A 19758-nucleotide genomic window follows, 5' to 3' on the forward strand; every position below is an offset into this window, starting at 1 on the left:
GAACGAAGCTCAGATGAAAAATTTACGGTAAAGGGGTGGCTGCTTCGTTACAGGTAGGAAGACGGATTTTTTTTCCGCAAAAGTTGCAGATTTGTCGTTCTCATTCGTCTTATAGGTTGGGAGCGTCATTTGAACGCAGGACAGACAGGCTCTGAAAAGGGAGTTTTTTGTATGTACAACCAGCAACCGCAACCGGCCCAGCCGCTTCGCTACAGACGCAAGATGAATACCACACTGCAGGTCAAGAACGAGACTCCGGAAACCGAGGAGCGCGCCGGCAACGAACAGATCCGCGAACTGCTGCGGGTCTTTGGCCTGCGCACCAGCCTGATCCGCCTCAAGGTGATCGACGCCTTGCACATGGCCGATCGCGAGGGGCGCGCGATCGGCGTGCGCGGCATCCACGGCCAGCTGGAAAAGCTCGATATCCCGCTGTCGTTCCTCAGCGTACGCGAAGTGCTCAAGCGCCTGTGCGTGGAAGGCGTGATCAGCATGGGCAGCGACAAATGCTACAGCCTCAACCCGCAGGCCCGCGCCGTTCTGGAACAGGCCCCGTCACGTTGAGCGACCGGCCGGCGATCCGCCGGCCGCCCTGTTCCCTCAGGTCAGGGCTTGACCTTGCGGCGCATGATGCCGTTGATGACCACGAAGATCACCGCCAGGCCCATGGCGATGTACTGGAACATCTGCTCGGTGATCACGCCCTCCTTCTGCAGCCACGACAGGCCGAACATGGCGGCCAGCAAGACCAGGGTCATCAGGATCGAGTATTTCAGGCGTTGCCCTTGAGTCATTGGAAAATCCTTGCACAGCGATGGTAAAGGCCGGTAACTGGCCGGGCGCCATGATACATCGCAGCTTTGCGCCAGAGGATCTTTTCCCGGTTTTTTCGTCCGGCGGCAGCTGAAACCATACACGGCTCCGGGCCCACGCCCTTGTCCAGCGAGCCTCAATGCCATGTCCCCGCGCATCCTCCTCGGCAGCCTCGTGCTGTCCACCAGCCTCGGCGCCCAGGCGCTGGAAACCGAAAACCGTCCGCAAGCCGAGTTGATCGCCCTGGCCACGACCCTGGCGCAACACGCCGGCAGCAGCCAGTGGCAGTTGCTCTGGCAACGCAGCCGCGAAGCCGGGCACCTGACGCCGGGCAAGGCGGCCCACTTCACCCTCCCGGCGCAACGCATCGACGAACTGACCCGCGCCACCCTGGCCAGCCCGCACTCGGCCACGGCGGAAAAACGTACCCGCGTGCAATACCGCCGCGATTTCCAGCCGCTGGTACTGGGCAACCTTGACGGCAGCCCGCTCAGCGCCCTGTGCCTGACGGTCGACTGGCGCACCCTGCCCGAGCGCACCGGCGGCGACGCGGGGCCGTGGATGGGCCAGGTGAGCCTGCTGCTCAGCCAGCCTTGCCCTTGAGTCAACCTTGAGCAACCACACGCTCCTCACCTGGAGGGGCGTGCGGAAAAACAAGGCCCCCGCGCGCATCAGAGCGTTTCTGCCTACTTTCGGCGACCACAATACTTACAGCGCTTTGACTTCCTGGCTACCGCTCCTGACCTGCTTGCTACCTAGCGACCACTTGTACGGCTGGTCGAGAATCGATCCCACGCCACCTGGCCAGCCCAGTGCCCGCTACCCATCCTGCACAACGCTCAAGCCTCGCCTGGCCCAGACAGAGACCCTTTTGCTCACGCCGGAAATACAAGGACGTCATCATGCAATCATGTGACCTGAAGCGAATCGACATCGAGCAACTCCCCCAATCCCTGCAGATGCTCATCGAGTGCATCGGCATCGAACACGCCTACCGCCTGACCCATATCTACGGCGGGCGCCCCAAGTACATCCCCAAGCATCGCGAACGCACTTCACTGGCCGAGATCCTCCCGGCCGAGGCCCTGGAAGCCCTGATCAAGCGCTATGCCGGCATGGCCCTGGAAATTCCCAAGTGCGACCACTTCAACCGCCAGTTGCGCAACCAGCAGATCCAGGAGGAAAGCTCCAACGGCCTGTCGCGCAGCGTGCTGGCCAACAAGTACGGCCTGAGCCTGCGGCAGATCGGCAACATCCGTCGCCAGGAAGCACACTCACGCTGAACCCCGACTGCCGGGCGCCCTCCAGCGTCCGGCAACCCCCGCGCACTTTCGCGCAATCAAGAGAAGGAATTCTTGAATGTCCATCGACAGCAGCCTCATTGGCTCGGTAATCAACGCACTACCCCTGGACCGGATGATCTCCGGCCCCCTGCAGGCCATGATCCAGGCCCAGGTCACCGCCAGCAAAAGCTATGCGGACTTCCTCCTGGGCGTCTGTATCAAGGACGGCAAGGCGGTCTCCATCCAGTTCGACTATGACGAGGCCATCACCGACGAACAGGGTGTCTACAAGGGCACCATGTCGCGCAAGATGCAGATCCCGCTGCTGGCGGCGGTCGCTCACCCGAATATCGTCATCGAGGAGGGCACCATCGACTTCGAGCTGACCATCAGCCAGAGCGCCGAAGACACCAAGGAAACCAGCGGCTCCGTCGAGTTCGGTGCATCCCTGGGCTGGGGGCCGTTCAAGGTGGACATCCGCGGCCAGGCCAGCCACAAGTCGGCGCAAACCCGCAAGACCGACACCCGCGCCCGCTATGCCATCAGCACCCGCATTCGCCGCCAGGATCCACCGGAGGCACTGATGCGGGTGATCGATTTCCTCACCGAGGCGGCGACCAAGCCGATCACCTTGCCCAATAGTGAAACGACCAACCCGGACGCCCCGCCAACCGATAACGCCGTCCCCGATCCAAAGACCCAGTTGATGCCACCCAGCGCCAACTGAGCCATCGCGCAACACAAACACCGCCCCGCCTCGCGCGGGGCAACCTTTGATCCGCATAAGGAATGCCGCCCGTGGACCACACGCCGCCCAAGGAACCCATCGCCACCAGCGACCTCTGCGACATCACCCGCGGCCTGCAGGAAGCCGCTTCCGCCACCACCGGGCTGATCGCCCAGCAGTACATCAAGCTGTTCGACCAGTTCTTCGATTACGACAGCCAGCAGCTCGGTGCGCCGATGAAGGCGAAGATGGTCGAGGTGGCGATGGATGACCGGCATACCCTGAAGATCCCGCTGATTGCCCTGGTCGCGCCGCGGGGCCTGGCGCTGGAGCGGATGCAGGTGGACCTGTCGGTGAAGATCCAGAACACCCGTCCGGCCCCCGGCCAGTGCAGCGACTCGGCGCACCAGCGCTTTTTCGTCAAGGTCGGCCAGCAGAACCGCCGCCAGGGCGAGAACCGCGACCCGGACGAGGTGCAGATCCGCATGCAGTTCCAGGCCTGCGAGCCACCCGAGGCGCTGAACCGGCTGATCGAGGAATACACCAACCTGATCTCGCCTGCCCGTCACCCCGCCCCGCCTGACGATACCCCGCCTTCCGGCAACGAATTCATCGACGCCGCCACCGTGCGCTGATTCAGAAATCCCGCTTGTAGAACAGATCCAGGGAGCTGGCCACGCCGCTGGCCGCTTCCAGGTACAAGCGTTTGCTCAGCAGATAACGCAGGGCAATGGTGTTGGCCGGCTCGAACACGCCCACGCCATAGCGCAGGCTGAGTTTTTCAGTGAGGTTGCCGCTGGCGACCACGGCGGTACTCTGCCCGCTGCCTTCGGTATCCAGCTGGAAGTCCTCGATGCCCAGGCTCGACGCCAGGCTCCCGGTGATCCCCGCACTCCCCGCCAGCCCCAGGCCCAGCGCCGCCTGCGCCAGCATGTTGTTGTCTTCCCCGGTCGTGCTCAGCGGACGCCCCAGCACCAGGTACGACAGCGCCTGCTCCTGGCTCATCGCCGGCTCCGAGAACACCGTGGTGGTGGGCTGCTCGGCGCTGCCGGTAAGGCGGATGCCGGCGATGATATCGTCGGTCTTGCGGATCGCTTCGATATCCAGGTACGGCTGGTCGATGGGCCCGGCGAACAGCAGGCGGGCGCGGCGGATGGTCAGGCGCTGGCCGTAGGCGCGGTAGCGGCCGTCGGCCAGGCTCAGTTCGCCGCGGGTATCGAGATTGTCGCCGATATGCACATGGCCGAGCAGGTTGGCGGTCAGGCCGAAGCCGCTGAAGGCCAGCTTGTCCTGGCCGACCTGCACGTCGATGTCCATCGCCACCTGCATCGGCGCCTTGCCCTCCTCGGTCTGCTGGCCAACGATCACCGTGTCCTCGGAGACCTTGACCGTCGACGGCGGCAGCTCGCGCACGGTGATCGTGCCCTTGGGTACCAGCACCTTGCCGCTGACCGCCAGGCGCTCGCCTTGCAGGCTGATCTTCAGGTCCGGCGCCACTTCCAGGGCCGCATAGGGTTCGACGCTGACCGGCAGGCGCTGGCCTTGCAGGGCCAGGTTGACCATCAAGGCCTGGCCCCAGCCAATCTCGCCACTCAGGCGACCCTGGCCCAGCTCGCCGCTTTTCCAGTCACCATTGAGCTGCACCTGCTCACCGGCGATCTGCGCCCGTACAGTCAGGTCGCGCAGGCTGATCGGCAGCTCGGCCCCCGCCACTTCGCCACCCGACAACACCAGGTTGCCATTGACCAGCGGCGCCAGCAGCGTGCCGGAAATCCGTCCGCTGCCATTCAACTGGCCGGCCAGGCGCTCGACCATGGGCACGAAGGGCCGCGCCACCGCGAGGTCCAGGCCGCTCAGGTTGAAGTCGCCGCTGAGCGGCTTGTTGCGCGCCAGCGGATCGATGCGCGCATTCAGGCTCAGCTCGCCGAGGCGACCACCACGGAAGTTCACCCGGGTATCGACCCGGCGCGGGCCGAGGGTGCTGTCCAGGCGCAGGGCCTGGTAAGGGAAGTCGACCCACTGGCCCTTCTCGCGAATGCGCAGGGTGCCGCCGCTGGCATCCACCTGCACCGTGCCTTTCGGGCCGCTGGCCGGCAGGTCGAGATTGATATCGGCATTCAGTTGCCCTTGCCAGGCGAAGTCCTTCGGCAGCCATTGCGCCAGGCTTTCCAGCGGGAACTGCTTGAGGTGATAGCGAATCCGCGGCTCCGGGGCCAGGCGCTGCGGATCACCGCACAGGCTGGCCGGCCCGGAACGCCAGCAATGGGCGCCGAAATCGATCTGCCCGTTGGCCAGACGCTGCAAGGTGGCCGGCGCCTGCAAGCGCCAGTCCTGGCCGCCAGCCTTGATCTCGCCGCTGGCCAGGCGCCCGCGCCAGTCGCCTTTCTTCTGGTCGAGTTGCCCGTCCAGGCCGAGGTCGAGCTTGAGCTGCGGGCCGTCGAGGGCCAGTTGCAACTGTTGCTGGCGGATATCGCCCTGGCCCTTGGCGGTCAGGGTGCCCAACGCGGTTTCGCCGGCGCGGATGCCGCTGGCATTGAGGTTGATCAGGGCTTTCTGGGCGCCATCGAGGCGGGCATCGAGATCGAGGGATTGCAGACGGTTTTCTGCCTGGGCCAATTGGCTGCCTTGCAGTTTCAACTGACCTTGCGGCGCCTTGAGCGTGCCGGAGACATCCAGCCGACCCTTGACCTGCCCTTGCAGTTGCGGCCAGAGCTGGCCGAGGCGCGGCAGGTTCAGGTCGATCTGCCCGGCGAGGCGCTGTTGCAGGCTGCCGCTGCCATTGATCTGGTTATCGCCCAGGCGCACCTGCAAGGCGCCGAGGGTCCATTGCTCGCCGGCGCCTTCGGCCTTCAGTTGCAAGACGGCGGGCTGGCCGCGCAGACGGCCCTTGAGATCGAGGTCGGCGTTCAGCGAGAGCTTTTCGTTCTTCAGTTCGCCCTTGCTGCGCAATGGACCGGCGAGGGTGCCGGGCATCTCCTTGAGCCAGTACGCCGGGTCGAGGTTGGACAGGTCCAGCGCCGCGTCCCAGGCCACACCATCGGCGAAGGCCACGCTGACACTGCCGGCCGCCTTGCCCTGCCCGGCTTCCAGCGCCAGTTGCGGCAGGCTGATGCGGCCCAGGTCGCCCTTGAACGGGCTGCTGAGCTTGAAGGCGCCAGCGGGGCCGTCGAGGTCGCCGCTGAAATCCCCTTCATAGTTGCCATCGCGGTATTGCACCTGGGCCTTGAGCCGGTGCAGCACCACCTGCGGCGCCTCGTCCAGTGGATAAAGGCGCAGCCACGGGAAATCCTGCCAGTCGAGGGTGGCCGTGGCGGTCAGGGCATTTTCCCAGTTGGCGGTGGCGGTCAGGGCCAGGCGCTGCTCGGGGGTGGCGGTGAGGTCCAGCCCCGCCACTTCGGCGCCCTTGGCATCGACCCGGCCACGCAAGGCCAGGTTGATCGGGCCGTCTTGCGCGGCAAGATTGCCGGCGCCGACCAACTGATAGCCCGCCTTGAGGTCACCATGGGCAGTCAGTTCGAGCTGCTGGAACAGCAAGGTGTCCGGCAGGCTGGCGGCAGGCTTGAAGTCCTTGGCGCTGAGATGAACCTGCGCCGGCAGGTTTTCCACCAGCGGCTGGAGCTGGCCATCCAGGCGCCCTTGCAGGTAGCCGTTGCTGTCGGCCTGCAGGTCGAGGCTCTTCTGCAGGTCGCCCTTGACCTTCAGCGCCAGTTGCCAGGGCTGGCCATCCACCGGCGGCAACTGCAACTGGCCCTCGGCCTGCAACGGCCAGTCGCCGCTGGGTTGCAGCAGGCCTTGCAGGGTCAGGTGCAGGTCGTCGCGCTTGAGGTCCAGGCTGTCGATCTTCAGGCCTTCGCGGGTCCAGTGGGCAGTGAGGGTCAGGCCACTCAACTGCTCGGCGCCGTCCAGGCGCAACACGCCGACCTGGACTTCACCCAGCTCGATGGCCAGGGGCAGATCGAGGTCGGGGAGTTTCAGCGGGCCGCTGTCCGGATCGGTTTCGGTGGGCGCGAAGGCCAGTTCGATTTGCGCGGCGTGCAGCTTGTCGATACACAGCGTGCGGCGCAGCAGGCAGCCCGGAGTCCATTCAAGCAGCGGCGCGGTCAGTTCGACGCGGTCCTCGCCGGACTGCCAGACCAGCTTTTCCGCCTGCCACAAACCGGCCAGACGCCCCTGGAAACCGTCCACCTGCAAGCCGGGCACCAGGCCCAGGGCCCAGCGGCTGCCCGCTTGCGTACCCAGCACCAGGCCCAAGGCCAGCGCTATCAGAACCAACACTGCGAACAGGCTGATCGCACTCCATTTCGCTACCCGTTTCACAGCTCTGGTCCCATCGAGAAGTGCAGTCGAATCCCGCCGTCGTCATCCAGCGCCTTGGCCAGGTCGAGACGCAGCGGCCCCACCGGGGAGATCCAGCGCACGCCGAAGCCGACGCCGGTCTTGAGGCTGGGAAGTTCGAGATTGTTGAAGGAGTTGCCCTGGTCGACGAAGGTCGCCACCCGCCATTTATCGGCGATCTGGTACTGGTATTCGGCACTGGCCGCGACCATGTAGCGCCCGCCGATGCGGTCGCCATCGCTGTTGGTCGGCGACAGGGTCTGGTAGTCGTAGCCGCGCACGCTCTGGTCGCCACCGGCGAAGAAGCGCAACGACGGCGGAATCGACTTGTAGCCGTTGGTAGCACTGCCGCCGAACTGGGCGCGGCCGAGGAAGCGGTGCTTGTCGGCAATCGTCGTCAGGCCCTTGACCAGCACCGTGCCGTTGAACAGGTTGGTGTCGGACATCAGCCCTTCCTTGGCCACCCGCGCATCGAACTGCAGGCGGTAGCCGTTGTGCGGGTCGATGCGGTTGTCGCTGCGCAGGTAGCTGTAGCTGACGCCCGGCATCAGCAAGGTACTGAGCCCGGAATCGTCACCGAGGCGATACTCCTCGCGCTGCCATTTCAGCGACAGCACCCGCTGCCAGCCACTGGGCAGCTTGCTGTGCCACTCGGGGCCGACGGTGAGCAATTTACTCAGGGTGTCGGTGCCGGCGATCTCTTCATATTGATAGCCGCCGGCGTAGCGCAGCTTGTCGGTCAGTGGCGGATCGAGGGGCACGTCGTACCACAGGCCGATGTTCTGCCGGGGTGCGGAGATTTCGCTTTCGATCCCGTAGCTGTGGCCCTGCGGGTTGACCCAATGGCGGGTCCAGTTGGCCTTGATCCGCGGCCCGACGTCGGTCGAATACCCCAGGCCCAGGCCCATGGTCCGCGGCTTGCGCGCCTGCACGTTGACGTCCACCGGGATGCTCTGGCCTTGCGCCGCCGTGGGCGCGGCATCGACCCGCACGCCCTCGAAGTAGCCGCTGGATTGCAGGGCGTTGTTCAGTTCGGCGATCAGCTCGGAGTCGTAGGGCGTGCCTTCCTTGAACGGCACCATGCGTTGCAGCAGGTCTTCGTCGAAGGGTGAGTCACCGTCGAATTGCACCTTGCCCAGGGTGTAGCGCGGACCGCTGTCGTAGACCAGGTCGATATCGGCGACTCCGGCGGCCGGGTCCACCGACAGGCGATTTTGAGTGAAGCGGCCCTTGAAGAAACCGTAGCGCGAGGCCTGGTTCTGGATCAGGCGCTTGGCGTCCTCATAGCTGCCGTGGTTAAGCACCGCGCCGCTGCGCAGCGCCTTGCTGTCGGGAATGCGGAAGGCCTTGAGCTGGCTGGCCGGTCCCTCGATGCGCACCTTGACGTTGCGCAGGTGAATGGGCTCGCCGGGCTCGATGGTCAGGCGCAGGCGCGGGCCCTTGTCCTCGTCGCGGGGCGGCAGCACTTCGCTGCCGATCTGGGCCTGGTAGTAACCCAAGGCCTGGGCGGCTTTGCGCGCCTGCTCCTCCGCGCCACGGCTGAAGCGCAGCAGCGCCTCTTCGTCGCGCTCGCCGAGGCTACCGATATAGCCCTCGACATTGGCCTTGAGATCGTTATTGGCGGGTTTGACGCGAACGACCAGTTCGCTCTGTACGGCCATGGCAACACTGCTGGCCAGGCACAGGATCAAACCCAGGGAAAAGCGTCCTGAATACGTCATGGGCAGGGATGCTACCAGAGCAGGATGGCGACTTGCATGTCGAAAGCCGTCTGGATCAAGCCTGTGCCCGTTCGATCGCATGGGGTGCGGGGTGGAAGAACACATGTTCGCGGATCGGCCCCACCGCCACTTCGCCGATTTCCAGGTAGCCCTGGCGCCGATAGAACTCCAGGTAATGCTCGTTGCCGGTGTCCAGGACCACGCCGCGGGATGCCTCGTCCTCGGCGCACCAGTCCTGCACGGCTGCCAGCAGTTGTTCCCCGTAATGCTGGCCCTGGAACTGCGGATGGATGCCCAGCAGCGGCAGGATATGCACCGCGTCGCCGGGCAGGCAGGCGAGGAAGGCGGCGCGGTACTCGAGGTAGCGGCGAGTGCAGCGGACGCCGGCGGACAGCATCATGCGCAGGCGCCAGGCCCAGCTTTCGGTTACGCCGAGGCGGCGCACCGGCGGGGAGATCAGGGCCACGCCGATCAGGCGGTCGTCCACCAGCAGGCCGATGGCCGGCAGGTCCTGAAGGAAATGCTGGCGCACCCGCTCGCGGACCAGGGCGCGCACGCGTTGGTCGAAGCCGGGGCGTTCGGCTTCGAACAGGTAGCCGTAGGTAGGTTCGTGGCGGTAGGCATGGTAAAGCAGAGAACGCGCCTCACGGCTGTAGCCGCCGTCGAGCAAACGCACTTCGGCCGGCGCGGGGGTCGATTGGGGCATGGTCGCGGATCTCCTGATGGCAGTTGGGCATGGCTCTTTGAGGGGTGGGCTGCGCCAACGTTCCTTCCTGATGGGAGGAGTATAGACAGCGTGGACGGGGTGCTTGCGTTGTGCTGCGTGGGGGATAGGTTCCGCATCTCATGGCGGTGGTACGCAGGACACCTTCGGGTGTGCCGGGCCCCTTTCGTCCCGGTCGGCCAACCTGCGTACCGCTGCCACCTCAACTCGCTTGGCCGCGAACGGTGGTGGTTTCAAAACGAAAGGAACTCATGCATGACCACCGCAAGTCTGTTCAGGATCCTCGTATCCGTTCTCCGCCGGCGCTTTTCGCCGAACCTCCCTTCGACCTGCTTCTCCCAAACGGAGAAAAGGCAGGTGCACCCATGACCCACAACGAACGCCTGGCTTCGATCCAGGAATATGTCTGGACACTCGAATTGCTCGCCGAGGCCTTGGTCGTCTTTGGCGAGAACCTGGAGAATGGCGGGCAACCGCTGCTCAATATGCGTTGCTATGCCGGTATTCATCAGGCAGTCCGCACGCTCATTCGTCAGGCTGGGGAGTTGTGTGGGGCGTTGCTGGAGCCGGATTCGGGCGGTTGATAACAGATTGTTGATAGCCTCCTCGCCCCTGCCGATATTGTGTCCAACACACTATCCTCCGGAAGGCGGCGAAGGGGCAGTCAGCGATCTGGGAAGTACAAAGCCCAGCGCGGGGCTGGGCTTTGATCTCACTGTCGACGAACTTCCAAAATGGTCGCCCCCGGGTACTTCTCTAGGATCTTGCGCTCGGCATCGCGCTGATCGCTTCCATTCTGCAACACGTTATTCATACCATTACCGTTTTTCGCTTTGAGTTTAAAAACAAACGTGATGACTGCCATGTCGTGATCTCCGGGTGAGTTATGATCCGAATTTAGCATTGCTCCTGCCTGCAAAACCAGCATGGATGAAAAGCCAGTAGTCGGTTTGCACCATGACGTAGTAGCGTTATGCCTTTGCACAACCACCATGGATTTGGGAGAGCAACGAATGACAACACTGGCGCAAGCGCTACGAAGCTACATAGAACAGGCGCCTGACGGAGCCACTCGTCAGGAAATGAGGGACTATATCGAGCGCGAATTTCCGCTGAAGTGGAAGCCGGGTGCAGTCTCCGCTCACTTCTATGCTTGCACAGTCAACAACCCCAAGGCATACATTCACCACAAATTTGCCGATCGCTTCTTCTACAAATCCGAGGACGGTCGCTTCCATCGATACAATCCTGACCACCACGGGGTGAATACATGGGCACCCTCTACTGGTGACGGGCCAGATGACTTTGAGTCTGCGGATGAAGCTGATATAGAAGCATTAGTTGAGACGTCGATTACATTAGAGCGAGACGTCGAAACTCATCTGGTTCGCAGCCTCAATAGTATTGAGAAGGGCCTTAGCTTTGTGGACCGGCAGGTGAACATCGACGTGGGCCGGGTTGATATTATTGCCGAGGACAACGCCGGGCGCCGCGTCATCGTCGAACTCAAAGTGGGTGAAGCCAAGGATTCTGCTATAGGACAAATCGCCCGCTATATAGGGTGGTACACCCGACACGATGGCCAACGCCCTCGCGGCATACTTATCGCCAGTGAGTTCCCCGAAAGTGTCCGTTACGCTGCAGAAGCCATCCCAGACTTATCTCTCGTCGAATACAAGGTACAATTCGCTTTCAATACGATTGCAATAGATGATTAATTAATTTCAATCCTTCTTAGGACTGGGCGGTGGTGGAGGTGCTTTTGGCGGTTGCGGTGGTAGCACGTTTCTCGTCCGCTCAGGGTTTACATTCATCCCGTCGTTAACGTGCTTACGTTCCAAAATGAGATGTCTAGTGTTTTGATCATTCATTGCACAACCTCCTGTGGTTCAAGAAATTCCACCCATTGCACATCATTATTAGCGACCATGAGATAGGTCACACCTTCCTGAGGTGAAGCACCACCTGCGGTGATCCAAGTAGGGAACTCCATTAAAAAATGTCCGTCTGCTGGCTCCGCCGGCCATGCCAAGGGATATCCCATCAACCGGCGACCGTCCTTGAAATTCAAGACCACTCCTCGATCGGGAAAACGCAGAAATGCATAGCGCCACTCACCAACCGATGCACGTGAGGTGAGCCCCACTCTCCTTGCAAACTTGTATAAAACATCATGTTGCGAAAGATAAGCAAGGGCGAGACCAAATGCTACAGCAAACGCTAACGACCAGGCAGTCGCAACGTTGTCACTCCAAACCCCAATCGTGAACCATCCGCCGATCCATATCGCGAATGCAGCTAAACCATCGACCAATAGCTTGATTAGACCAGTACAGATCAGCGCTTGGATGACATGTTCGAACTGAGTTGGCTTCTTCGCATCCGCCAGCCAGTAGAAGACAATCATCATCACAAACCCGGGCAGCAGAGCCTGCAAAATCGGCATCACCTCTCCTGCGATTTCTCCCATAAAACTAACCTGGCTCCAAGATTGGATCCAGAATAGCCATTTCCTGATTGCCTATCTAGCGTGGGTGGAAGGCGCTGGGTGAATAGCGGTTCCTGCGTCGGACCAAATGGTAGCCAGCCTCAGAGGGGGCGGTGCCAAGCCCTAAGACTGGCCCCTGCCGCCCGACTCGGCTAGCATCCAGCCTTTTCCTCAGGATTGTCCTTCCATGAAGATCGTCTCGTTCAACATCAACGGCCTGCGCGCCCGGCCCCATCAGTTGGCGGCGTTGATCGACAAGCACCAGCCGGATGTGATCGGCCTGCAGGAAACCAAGGTCTCCGACGATCAGTTCCCCCTCGCTGACGTCCAGGCCCTCGGTTACCACGTGCATTACCACGGCCAGAAAGGCCATTACGGCGTCGCCCTGCTCTCGCGCCAGGCGCCGCTGAGCCTGGTCAAGGGCTTCTCCACCGATGAAGAGGACGCCCAGCGCCGCTTTATCTGGGGCACCTTCGCCGATGACCAGGGCAACCCGGTAACCATCATGAACGGCTACTTCCCCCAGGGCGAAAGCCGCGACCACCCCACCAAGTTCCCGGCCAAGCAACGCTTCTACGCCGACCTGCAAAACCTGCTGGAAAGCGAGTTCAAGAACGACCAGCCGCTGATCGTCATGGGCGATGTGAACATCTCCCCGGAAGACAGCGATATCGGCATCGGCCCGGACAACGCCAAGCGCTGGCTGAAAACCGGCAAGTGCAGCTTCCTGCCGGAAGAGCGCGAGTGGATGGCGAAGCTGAAAGGCTGGGGCCTGACCGACAGCTTCCGCCACCTGCACCCGGAAGTGGTCGATCAGTTCAGCTGGTTCGACTATCGCAGCCGGGGTTTCGAGGATGAGCCGAAGCGCGGGCTGCGGATCGATTTGATCATGGCGTCCAATGCGCTGCTGCCGCGGGTCAAGGCTGCCGGGGTGGACTATGAACTGCGCGGGATGGAGAAGCCGTCCGACCATGCGCCGATCTGGCTTGAATTGAGCTGACAACACAAACCCTGTGGGAGCTGGCTTGCCAGCGATGAGGCCCGACCTGACACCCTTGTTGTCAGTGCCGGCCAAATCGCTGGCAAGCCAGCTCCCACAGGGGCCTGCGTCGTGGCCGTCATCTTTATTTCATCTTTCCGTCTTAATCTGCCGCCACCTTCGTCCATTCGAGAGTGCCCTTCGGCAATGATCCGCGCCTGCGCCCTGCTCCTCGCCCTGCTCGCCCCCCTGGCGGTTGCCGATACCCTGCGCATCCAGGGTTCCAACACCATCGGCGCAGCCCTGGCTCCGGCATTGGTGCGCGGGCTGCTGGAGAGCAAGGGCATCAGCGATATCCGCAGTGAGCCCGGCACCCAGGCCAATGAGGTGCGCATCAGCGGCGGCACCATCCAGGTGGACATCGCCGCCCACGGCAGCAGCACCGGTTTCGCCGCGCTCAAGGCCGGCAGCGCCGACCTGGCTGCCGCTTCACGCCCGATCAAGGACAGCGAGCAAACCGAACTCCAGGCCCTCGGCAACCTGACCAGCGCCGAGGCCGAGCAGGTCATCGGCCTCGACGGCGTCGCCGTGCTGGTCCACCCGGACAACCCCCTGCCGCAACTGACCATCGAGCAACTGGCGAAGATCTTTTCCGGACAGATCAGCACCTGGGAAGAACTCGGCGTCGGCGGCGGCCCCATCAGCCTGTACGCCCGCGACGACCGCTCCGGCACCTGGGAAACCTTCAAGAGCCTGGTGCTCGACCCGCAACACCGCACCCTGGCCGACACCACCCAGCGTTTCGAGTCCGGCGAAGAACTCACCCAGGCCGTACGCAACGATCGCCATGCCATCGGCTTCAGCAGCCTGTCCACGGTCCACGGCGCACGGGTGCTGGCCATCGCCGACGGTGCTTCGCGGCCCATGCTGCCAAGCCCGGAACAGATCGCCAGCGAGGACTATCCGCTGTCGCGCCGCCTTTACTTCTATCTACCGCCCTCCCAGAGCAATCCCCTCGCCCGCGCCCTGCTCGACTTCACCCAGAGCCCGAAGGGCCAGGCCATCGTCGCCAGCAGCGGTTTCATCGACCAGCGCGTGCGCACCATCAGCGAACCGCCGCAGGCGGACATGCCGCCGAGCTACCGCAACCTGTCCAGCGAAGCCCGTCGCCTGTCGGTCAACTTCCGCTTCCAGGAAGGCAGCGCGACCCTCGATAACAAGGCCCTGCGCGATATCCAGCGCCTGGTCGAGTACCTCAGGCAGAACCGCAAGCTCGACGACAAGGTGGTGCTGGTGGGCTTCGGCGATGCCAAGGACGACGCCCGCCGCGCTGACCTGCTTTCGCGCCTGCGGGCCATGGCGGTACGCCGCGAGCTGGTGCGCGAAGGCGTGACCCTGCGCGACGTGATCGGCCTCGGTGCCGAACTGCCGGTGGCGGCCAATACCGACACCCAGGGCCGGATCCGCAATCGCCGTGTCGAAGCCTGGGTCTACTGAAGGAAACTTCGCCAGCTCTTGTAAGACCTTGTAACGCTCTCGCCCTGACCCGTGCCAATCCCCGGCTAGTCTGAAAGGTGTGACGCCGGGCCCCTCTGACGGTCATTCGACCGCCATGTCGGAGTCACTTCCACGACATTGGGAGGGGCTCATGACAGCTCTGCATGATTTCATCAATGCCGAATTCCTCGGCACCAGCAGCCTGCTCTGGCTGGCATTCGTCGTTATCGTCATCGCCCTGCTGGTCTTCGACCTCGGGGTGTTGCACCGTGACCAGCGCGAAATCGAGATGCGCGAAAGCCTGCTGCTCTACGCCGGGTATTTCAGCGTCGGCCTGATGTTCGGCGGCTGGATCTGGTACGAGCTGGGGGCGCAGAGCGCGCTGGAGTTCTACACCGGGTTGCTGGTGGAACAGTCGCTGTCGATGGACAACGTCTTCGTCATGGCGATGATCTTCGGCTTCTTCGGCATCCCCCGGCGCTACCAGCACCGCGTGCTGTTCTGGGGGATCCTCGGGGTGGTGGTGCTGCGGGCGATCATGATCGGCGTGGGCAGCGCGCTGGTGAAGGAATTCGAGTGGATCCTCTACGTGTTCGGCGCCTTCCTGCTGATCACCGGGGTGAAGATGCTGTTCAGCCGCGAGGACGCGCACCCGGACCTGGCCAACAACCCGCTGATCAGGTTCATCAAGAAGCATGTGCGGGTCACCGACCGCCTGCATGACGCGCACTTCTTCGTGCGCCTGACGCCACCGGGCGGGTCGAAGGCGATCCTGTACGCAACGCCGCTGTTCCTGGCGCTGGTGCTGATCGAACTGGCCGACCTGGTGTTCGCGGTGGACAGCGTGCCGGCGATCTTCTCGATCACCCAGGATCCGTTCATCGTCTATACGTCGAACATCTTTGCGATTCTTGGATTGCGGGCGCTGTACTTCGCGCTGGCGGCGTTGATGCACCGGTTCGTGTACCTGAAGTACGCGCTGGCGCTGGTGCTGATCTTCATTGGCGGGAAGATCTTCCTGCACGGCTTCATCGGCAAGATCCCGGCGCTGGTGTCGCTGGGGGTGACCTTCGGGTTGCTGGCGGGTGGGGTGGTGCTGTCGCTGTTCAAGACCCGGGATGAGAAAACGCCCCAGAAAGAAGGCTGATCGCTGAACCTGTGGGAGCTGGCTTGTCGGACCGCCGAACCGCAGCGATTGCTATGGTGAATTCACTACAGCTATCGCTGGCAAGCCAGCTCCCACAGGGGACAGTGCAGGCCTTCAAAATGGATCAGTGGCTGCTGCGCAGCATCTCCTTCGGCACATACTTGCCGATCTCGTACTTGCCGATCGCCGCCCGGTGCACCTCATCCGGGCCATCGGCCAGGCGCAAGGTGCGCTGCATCGCATACATGTAGGCCAGCGGGAAGTCTCCGGACACCCCGGCGCCACCATGGATCTGGATCGCCCGGTCGATCACCTTCAACGCCACGTTCGGCGCCACCACCTTGATCTGCGCGATCTCGCTGCGGGCCACCTTGTTGCCCACGGTGTCCATCATGAACGCCGCCTTCAAGGTCAGCAGGCGAGCCATGTCGATCTCCATCCGCGAGTCGGCGATCTTGTCGATGTTGCCGCCCAGCCGCGCCAGCGGACGACCGAAGGCCGTGCGCTCCACCGAACGCTTGCACATCAGTTCCAGCGCGCGCTCGGCCATGCCGATCGAACGCATGCAGTGGTGAATCCGCCCCGGGCCAAGGCGCCCCTGGGCGATCTCGAAACCACGGCCCTCGCCCAGCAGCACGTTTTCGTACGGCACCCGCACATTCTCGAACAGCACCTCGGCATGCCCGTGCGGCGCATCGTCATAGCCGAACACCGGCAGCGGCCGGACGATCTTCACACCCGGGGCATCGGTGGGCACGAGGATCATCGAATGCTGCTGGTGCCGCGGATTGTCCGGGTTGCTCAGGCCCATGAAGATCATCACCTTGCAACGCGGGTCGCAGGCGCCGGAAGTCCACCATTTGCGCCCGTTGATCACCCACTCATCTCCCTGGCGCTCGGCGCGGGCGGCCATGTTGGTGGCGTCCGACGACGCTACGTCGGGCTCGGTCATGGCGAAGGCGGAACGGATGTCACCGCGCAACAGCGGTTCCAGCCATTGGCGCTTCTGCTCCTCGCTGCCGTAACGCACCAGCACTTCCATATTGCCGGTGTCCGGCGCCGAGCAGTTGAACGGTTCCGGCCCGAGCAGCGAGCGGCCCATGATCTCGGCCAGCGGCGCGTATTCCAGGTTGGTCAGGCCGGCGCCCAGTTCCGACTCGGGCAGGAACAGGTTCCACAGGCCCTCGGCCTTCGCCTTGTTCTTCAGTTCTTCCATGATCGCCGTCGGCTGCCAGCGATCACCCTCGGCGACCTGTTGCTCGAACACCGCCTCGGCGGGATAGACATAGGTGTCCATGAACGCCGTGACGCGTTCGCGCAGGGCCTGGACCTTGGGTGTGTAGGCGAAATCCATGAGCAGTACCTTCTTCGTGAAAGGGATCTGGAAAGGATGCTAGATCACCGATCAAAATCCACCTAGTCTATTTTCGGCGTGTATAAACATTCATAACCGATATATGATCGGCCGATAACACCAACAAGAGCGGTGCCCATGAACCTGAACAAGGTCGACCTGAATCTGTTCATCGTTTTCGATGCGATCTACACCGAAGCCAACCTGACCCGTGCCGGGCAGATCGTCGGCATCACCCAGCCGGCGGTGTCCAACGCCCTGGCGCGGTTGCGCGAGACCTTCAACGATCCGCTGTTCGTGCGCACCGCCCAGGGTATGGTGCCGACGCCCATGGCGCAGAACATCATCGGCCCGGTGCGCAACGCCCTGTCGCTGCTGCGGGTGTCGGTGCAGGAAAGCCGCATCTTCAACCCGCTGCAGGCCAACAAGACCTTCCGCATCAGCATGACCGACCTCACCGAGGCGGTGATCCTGCCGCCGCTGTTCCAGCGCCTGCGCCGCCTGGCCCCGGCGGTGGTGATCGAGAGTTTCCTGTGCAAACGCCGCGAAACCACCAAGGAACTGGCCGCCGGGCGCCTGGACTTCGCCGTGGATGCGCCGCTCAACACCGACCCGCAGGTACGCCACGTCAAGCTGATGCAGGACCAGTACGTCTGCGCCCTGCGCCAGGGGCATCCGATGGCGAAAGACAAGATCAGCCTCGACGAGTACATGGGCATGACCCATATCCATATCTCCAGCCGCCGTAATGGCCTGGGTTATGTGGACCTGGCGCTGGGCAAGATGGGGCTGCAGCGGCGCATTGCCCTGCGCTCGCAGCATTACCTGATGGCGTCCCAGGTGCTGCAGCAGACCGATATGGTGATGACCGTGCCGGAGCGCTTTGCCCGGCGCCACCAACTGAACTACGTGCGTTTGCCGGTGAACGATGTGCCGCCGCTGGAAACCCATCTGTACTGGCATGAAAGCACCGACCAGGACCCGGCCAACCGCTGGATGCGCGAGCAGATGATCGAGTTGTGCCAGGCGGTGGTGGCGCAGGATGAGCGGGAGGCGAAGCAGTAGCAGGCGGGAGCCGGTCTGCGGCAGGGAGTGCGTGGTTCCCTGCCCCGGACCGGCTTGTTGCTCAAGGTGTTCTCGAGGGCCCTATCGCTGGCAAGCCAGCTTCCACAGGGTCAGCGTAGTAAGCGGGCCCACCGTTTGACTCCAGGCCCAGGGGGGACTGGCTTGCCAGCGATAGGGCCCTCGAGAACAGAAGATCAGAAGGTCATTTCCTTCACATCGTCAGCCACGATCAGCTTGCCCGCGGTCTTCTCGATGATTTCCTCGACACTCACCCCCGGCGCCGTCTCCTTGAGGATGAACGCGCCGTTCTCGATCTCCAGGTAAGCCAGGTCGGTGAGCACCTTGCGGATACAGCCGGCGCCGGTCAGCGGCAGGCTGCAGCGCGGCAGCAGCTTGGATTCGCCGTCCTTGGAAGCGTGGGTCATGGTGACGATGATGTTCTCGGCACCGGCCACCAGGTCCATCGCCCCGCCCATGCCCTTGACCAGCTTGCCGGGGATCATCCAGGAGGCGATGTTGCCCTCCACGTCCACTTCGAAAGCGCCGAGCACGGTGAGGTCGACATGCCCGCCGCGGATCATCGCGAAGGATTCGGCCGAGTTGAAGATCGACGCGCCACGGCGGGCGGTCACGGTCTGCTTGCCGGCGTTGATCATGTCGGCGTCGAGCTGGCTTTCGGTGGGGAATTCGCCCATGCCGAGCAGGCCGTTTTCCGATTGCAGCATCACGTCCATATCCGCCGGAACGTAGTTGGCCACCAGGGTCGGGATGCCGATGCCGAGGTTGACGTAGTAACCGTCCTTGAGTTCGCGGGCGACGCGCTGGGCCATTTGTTCGCGGGTAAGTGCCATGGTCAGGATCTCTTTGTTGTTCTGGGGACGGGTCAGGCTTTGACGGTGCGCTTTTCGATGCGCTTCTCGAAGGTGCCGACGATGACCCGGTCGACATAGATGCCCGGGGTATGGATCTCGGTCGGCAGCAGGACGCCTGGCTCGACGATTTCCTCGACCTCGACCACGGTGATCCTGCCGGCGGTGGCAGCCAGCGGGTTGAAGTTCTGGGCGGTGTTGCGGTACACCACGTTGCCGTAGTGGTCGGCTTTCCAGCCCTTGACGATGGCGAAGTCGCCGGTGATGGCTTCTTCGAGGATGTAGTGGCGGCCGTTGAACTGGCGCACTTCCTTGCCCTCGGCGACCGGGGTGCCGTAGCCGGTGGCGGTGTAGAAGGCCGGGATCCCGGCGCCGCCGGCGCGCATCTTCTCGGCGAGGGTGCCTTGCGGGGTCAGTTCCACTTCCAGTTCGCCGCTGAGCAACTGGCGTTCGAATTCGGCGTTTTCGCCAACATAGGAGGCGATCATCTTGCGGATCTGGCGGTCTTCCAGCAGCACGCCGAGGCCGAAGCCGTCGACGCCGCAGTTGTTGGAGACCACGGTCAGGCCGGTGACGCCGCGGCGCTTGATTTCGGCGATGAGGTTCTCGGGGATGCCGCACAGGCCGAAGCCGCCGGCCAGTACCGTCATGTCGTCGGTCAAGCCTTCGAGGGCCTGTTCATAGGTTGCTACGCGCTTGTCCAGTCCGGCCATGTGATCCGCCTTGTTGTCGTTGTTGGGGCTTGCTTTGGGCTTG

At 63.1% G+C, this 19758-nt stretch carries 20 protein-coding genes; 11 read left to right on the forward strand and 9 right to left on the reverse strand.

All coding sequences use genetic code 11. The features are described 5' to 3' along the window. The first annotated feature begins 222 nt into the window (after positions 1-222). A complete protein-coding gene (locus PSEMO_RS11745; RefSeq protein WP_075803304.1) occupies positions 223-564 on the forward strand; it encodes a fe2+ zn2+ uptake regulation protein in 342 nt (113 codons plus the stop codon). 41 nt (positions 565-605) lie between these two features. Here the strand turns inward: PSEMO_RS11745 and PSEMO_RS11750 are convergent, their stop codons facing one another. Further along, positions 606-794 (reverse strand): hypothetical protein, encoded by a 189-nt coding sequence (locus tag PSEMO_RS11750; RefSeq protein WP_075803241.1) that lies wholly within the window; start codon positions 792-794, stop codon positions 606-608. A 163-nt stretch (positions 795-957) separates the two neighbouring features. Between PSEMO_RS11750 and PSEMO_RS11755 the strand changes: the two genes are divergently transcribed. The 4 genes from PSEMO_RS11755 (at position 958) to PSEMO_RS11770 (ending at position 3458) form a co-directional block, all read left to right on the forward strand. Further along, entirely contained in the window at positions 958-1416 is a 459-nt protein-coding gene (locus PSEMO_RS11755; protein ID WP_075803242.1) for a hypothetical protein, read from the forward strand. Positions 1417-1715: 299 nt separating this feature from the next. Next, the gene (locus PSEMO_RS11760) at positions 1716-2096 is read left to right on the forward strand and encodes a Mor transcription activator family protein (protein WP_075803243.1); all 381 of its coding nucleotides are present in this window, start codon (positions 1716-1718) and stop codon (positions 2094-2096) included. 76 nt (positions 2097-2172) lie between these two features. After that, on the forward strand, positions 2173-2823 hold the full coding sequence (locus PSEMO_RS11765; RefSeq protein WP_075803244.1) for a DUF2589 domain-containing protein: 651 nt from the start codon (positions 2173-2175) through the stop codon (positions 2821-2823). A gap of 62 nt (positions 2824-2885) precedes the next feature. Then, on the forward strand, positions 2886-3458 hold the full coding sequence (locus PSEMO_RS11770; protein WP_075803245.1) for a DUF2589 domain-containing protein: 573 nt from the start codon (positions 2886-2888) through the stop codon (positions 3456-3458). A gap of 1 nt (position 3459) precedes the next feature. On the opposite strand, the gene PSEMO_RS11775 is transcribed toward PSEMO_RS11770, so the two are convergent. The 3 genes from PSEMO_RS11775 to PSEMO_RS11785 are packed head-to-tail and all read right to left on the reverse strand — an operon-like array spanning position 3460 to position 9585. After that, positions 3460-7140, reverse strand: coding sequence for a translocation/assembly module TamB domain-containing protein (locus PSEMO_RS11775; RefSeq protein WP_075803246.1), 3681 nt, complete (start codon positions 7138-7140; stop codon positions 3460-3462). Beyond that, positions 7137-8879, reverse strand: coding sequence for an autotransporter assembly complex protein TamA (locus PSEMO_RS11780; RefSeq protein WP_075803247.1), 1743 nt, complete (start codon positions 8877-8879; stop codon positions 7137-7139). Before PSEMO_RS11780 ends, PSEMO_RS11775 begins: the two co-directional genes overlap by 4 nt. A 55-nt stretch (positions 8880-8934) precedes the next feature. After that, entirely contained in the window at positions 8935-9585 is a 651-nt protein-coding gene (locus tag PSEMO_RS11785; RefSeq protein ID WP_075803248.1) for a GNAT family N-acetyltransferase, read from the reverse strand. Positions 9586-9968: 383 nt separating this feature from the next. Here PSEMO_RS11785 and PSEMO_RS11790 point away from each other — a divergent pair, with 383 nt between their 5' ends. Next, complete coding sequence (locus tag PSEMO_RS11790; protein ID WP_075803305.1) at positions 9969-10187, forward strand: hypothetical protein; 219 nt, start codon at positions 9969-9971, stop codon at positions 10185-10187. 128 nt (positions 10188-10315) lie between these two features. Here PSEMO_RS11790 and PSEMO_RS33460 read toward each other — a convergent pair whose 3' ends face one another. Next, on the reverse strand, positions 10316-10468 hold the full coding sequence (locus PSEMO_RS33460; RefSeq protein ID WP_178391990.1) for a hypothetical protein: 153 nt from the start codon (positions 10466-10468) through the stop codon (positions 10316-10318). 148 nt (positions 10469-10616) lie between these two features. Here PSEMO_RS33460 and PSEMO_RS11795 point away from each other — a divergent pair, with 148 nt between their 5' ends. Further along, the gene (locus PSEMO_RS11795) at positions 10617-11321 is read left to right on the forward strand and encodes an endonuclease NucS domain-containing protein (RefSeq protein WP_075803249.1); all 705 of its coding nucleotides are present in this window, start codon (positions 10617-10619) and stop codon (positions 11319-11321) included. Positions 11322-11470: 149 nt separating this feature from the next. Here PSEMO_RS11795 and PSEMO_RS11800 read toward each other — a convergent pair whose 3' ends face one another. Next, positions 11471-12073: a DUF6338 family protein gene (locus PSEMO_RS11800; protein WP_075803250.1), complete on the reverse strand. Its 603-nt coding sequence runs from the start codon at positions 12071-12073 to the stop codon at positions 11471-11473. A 205-nt stretch (positions 12074-12278) separates the two neighbouring features. Here PSEMO_RS11800 and xthA point away from each other — a divergent pair, with 205 nt between their 5' ends. The 3 genes from xthA to PSEMO_RS11815 all read left to right on the forward strand — a co-directional run bounded on the left by xthA (position 12279) and on the right by PSEMO_RS11815 (position 15714). Continuing rightward, positions 12279-13091: an exodeoxyribonuclease III gene (gene xthA / locus PSEMO_RS11805; protein WP_075803251.1), complete on the forward strand. Its 813-nt coding sequence runs from the start codon at positions 12279-12281 to the stop codon at positions 13089-13091. Positions 13092-13277: 186 nt separating this feature from the next. Then, positions 13278-14567: a substrate-binding domain-containing protein gene (locus tag PSEMO_RS11810; RefSeq protein WP_075803252.1), complete on the forward strand. Its 1290-nt coding sequence runs from the start codon at positions 13278-13280 to the stop codon at positions 14565-14567. Between the two features lie 151 nt (positions 14568-14718). Further along, positions 14719-15714, forward strand: coding sequence for a TerC family protein (locus tag PSEMO_RS11815; protein ID WP_075803253.1), 996 nt, complete (start codon positions 14719-14721; stop codon positions 15712-15714). 124 nt (positions 15715-15838) lie between these two features. Here PSEMO_RS11815 and PSEMO_RS11820 read toward each other — a convergent pair whose 3' ends face one another. After that, positions 15839-17068, reverse strand: a complete 1230-nt coding sequence (locus tag PSEMO_RS11820; RefSeq protein ID WP_075803254.1) for an acyl-CoA dehydrogenase — start codon at positions 17066-17068, stop codon at positions 15839-15841. A gap of 138 nt (positions 17069-17206) precedes the next feature. Between PSEMO_RS11820 and PSEMO_RS11825 the strand changes: the two genes are divergently transcribed. Further along, a complete protein-coding gene (locus PSEMO_RS11825) occupies positions 17207-18133 on the forward strand; it encodes a LysR family transcriptional regulator (protein WP_075803255.1) in 927 nt (308 codons plus the stop codon). A gap of 194 nt (positions 18134-18327) precedes the next feature. Here PSEMO_RS11825 and PSEMO_RS11830 read toward each other — a convergent pair whose 3' ends face one another. Both PSEMO_RS11830 and PSEMO_RS11835 read right to left on the reverse strand, forming a co-directional pair. Continuing rightward, positions 18328-18984, reverse strand: coding sequence for a CoA transferase subunit B (locus PSEMO_RS11830; protein WP_075803256.1), 657 nt, complete (start codon positions 18982-18984; stop codon positions 18328-18330). 32 nt (positions 18985-19016) lie between these two features. Next, the gene (locus tag PSEMO_RS11835; RefSeq protein WP_075803306.1) at positions 19017-19715 is read right to left on the reverse strand and encodes a CoA transferase subunit A; all 699 of its coding nucleotides are present in this window, start codon (positions 19713-19715) and stop codon (positions 19017-19019) included. Positions 19716-19758: the final 43 nt, after the last annotated feature.

The sequence above is a fragment of the Pseudomonas putida genome (assembly GCF_001941965.1).
GTDB classification, from domain to species: domain Bacteria; phylum Pseudomonadota; class Gammaproteobacteria; order Pseudomonadales; family Pseudomonadaceae; genus Aquipseudomonas; species Aquipseudomonas putida_L.

Excerpts from the sequence above, each read along its gene's own strand:
- PSEMO_RS11745 (WP_075803304.1), top strand. The coding sequence starts at position 223 with ATGAATACCACACTGCAGGTCAAGAACGAGACTCCGGAAACCGAGGAG.
- PSEMO_RS11750 (WP_075803241.1), bottom strand. The coding sequence starts at position 794 with ATGACTCAAGGGCAACGCCTGAAATACTCGATCCTGATGACCCTGGTC.
- PSEMO_RS11755 (WP_075803242.1), top strand. The coding sequence starts at position 958 with ATGTCCCCGCGCATCCTCCTCGGCAGCCTCGTGCTGTCCACCAGCCTC.
- PSEMO_RS11760 (WP_075803243.1), top strand. The coding sequence starts at position 1,716 with ATGCAATCATGTGACCTGAAGCGAATCGACATCGAGCAACTCCCCCAA.
- PSEMO_RS11765 (WP_075803244.1), top strand. The coding sequence starts at position 2,173 with ATGTCCATCGACAGCAGCCTCATTGGCTCGGTAATCAACGCACTACCC.
- PSEMO_RS11770 (WP_075803245.1), top strand. The coding sequence starts at position 2,886 with ATGCCGCCCGTGGACCACACGCCGCCCAAGGAACCCATCGCCACCAGC.
- PSEMO_RS11780 (WP_075803247.1), bottom strand. The coding sequence starts at position 8,879 with ATGACGTATTCAGGACGCTTTTCCCTGGGTTTGATCCTGTGCCTGGCC.
- PSEMO_RS11785 (WP_075803248.1), bottom strand. The coding sequence starts at position 9,585 with ATGCCCCAATCGACCCCCGCGCCGGCCGAAGTGCGTTTGCTCGACGGC.
- PSEMO_RS11790 (WP_075803305.1), top strand. The coding sequence starts at position 9,969 with ATGACCCACAACGAACGCCTGGCTTCGATCCAGGAATATGTCTGGACA.
- PSEMO_RS33460 (WP_178391990.1), bottom strand. The coding sequence starts at position 10,468 with ATGGCAGTCATCACGTTTGTTTTTAAACTCAAAGCGAAAAACGGTAAT.
- PSEMO_RS11795 (WP_075803249.1), top strand. The coding sequence starts at position 10,617 with ATGACAACACTGGCGCAAGCGCTACGAAGCTACATAGAACAGGCGCCT.
- PSEMO_RS11800 (WP_075803250.1), bottom strand. The coding sequence starts at position 12,073 with ATGGGAGAAATCGCAGGAGAGGTGATGCCGATTTTGCAGGCTCTGCTG.
- xthA (WP_075803251.1), top strand. The coding sequence starts at position 12,279 with ATGAAGATCGTCTCGTTCAACATCAACGGCCTGCGCGCCCGGCCCCAT.
- PSEMO_RS11810 (WP_075803252.1), top strand. The coding sequence starts at position 13,278 with ATGATCCGCGCCTGCGCCCTGCTCCTCGCCCTGCTCGCCCCCCTGGCG.
- PSEMO_RS11815 (WP_075803253.1), top strand. The coding sequence starts at position 14,719 with ATGACAGCTCTGCATGATTTCATCAATGCCGAATTCCTCGGCACCAGC.
- PSEMO_RS11820 (WP_075803254.1), bottom strand. The coding sequence starts at position 17,068 with ATGGATTTCGCCTACACACCCAAGGTCCAGGCCCTGCGCGAACGCGTC.
- PSEMO_RS11825 (WP_075803255.1), top strand. The coding sequence starts at position 17,207 with ATGAACCTGAACAAGGTCGACCTGAATCTGTTCATCGTTTTCGATGCG.
- PSEMO_RS11830 (WP_075803256.1), bottom strand. The coding sequence starts at position 18,984 with ATGGCACTTACCCGCGAACAAATGGCCCAGCGCGTCGCCCGCGAACTC.
- PSEMO_RS11835 (WP_075803306.1), bottom strand. The coding sequence starts at position 19,715 with ATGGCCGGACTGGACAAGCGCGTAGCAACCTATGAACAGGCCCTCGAA.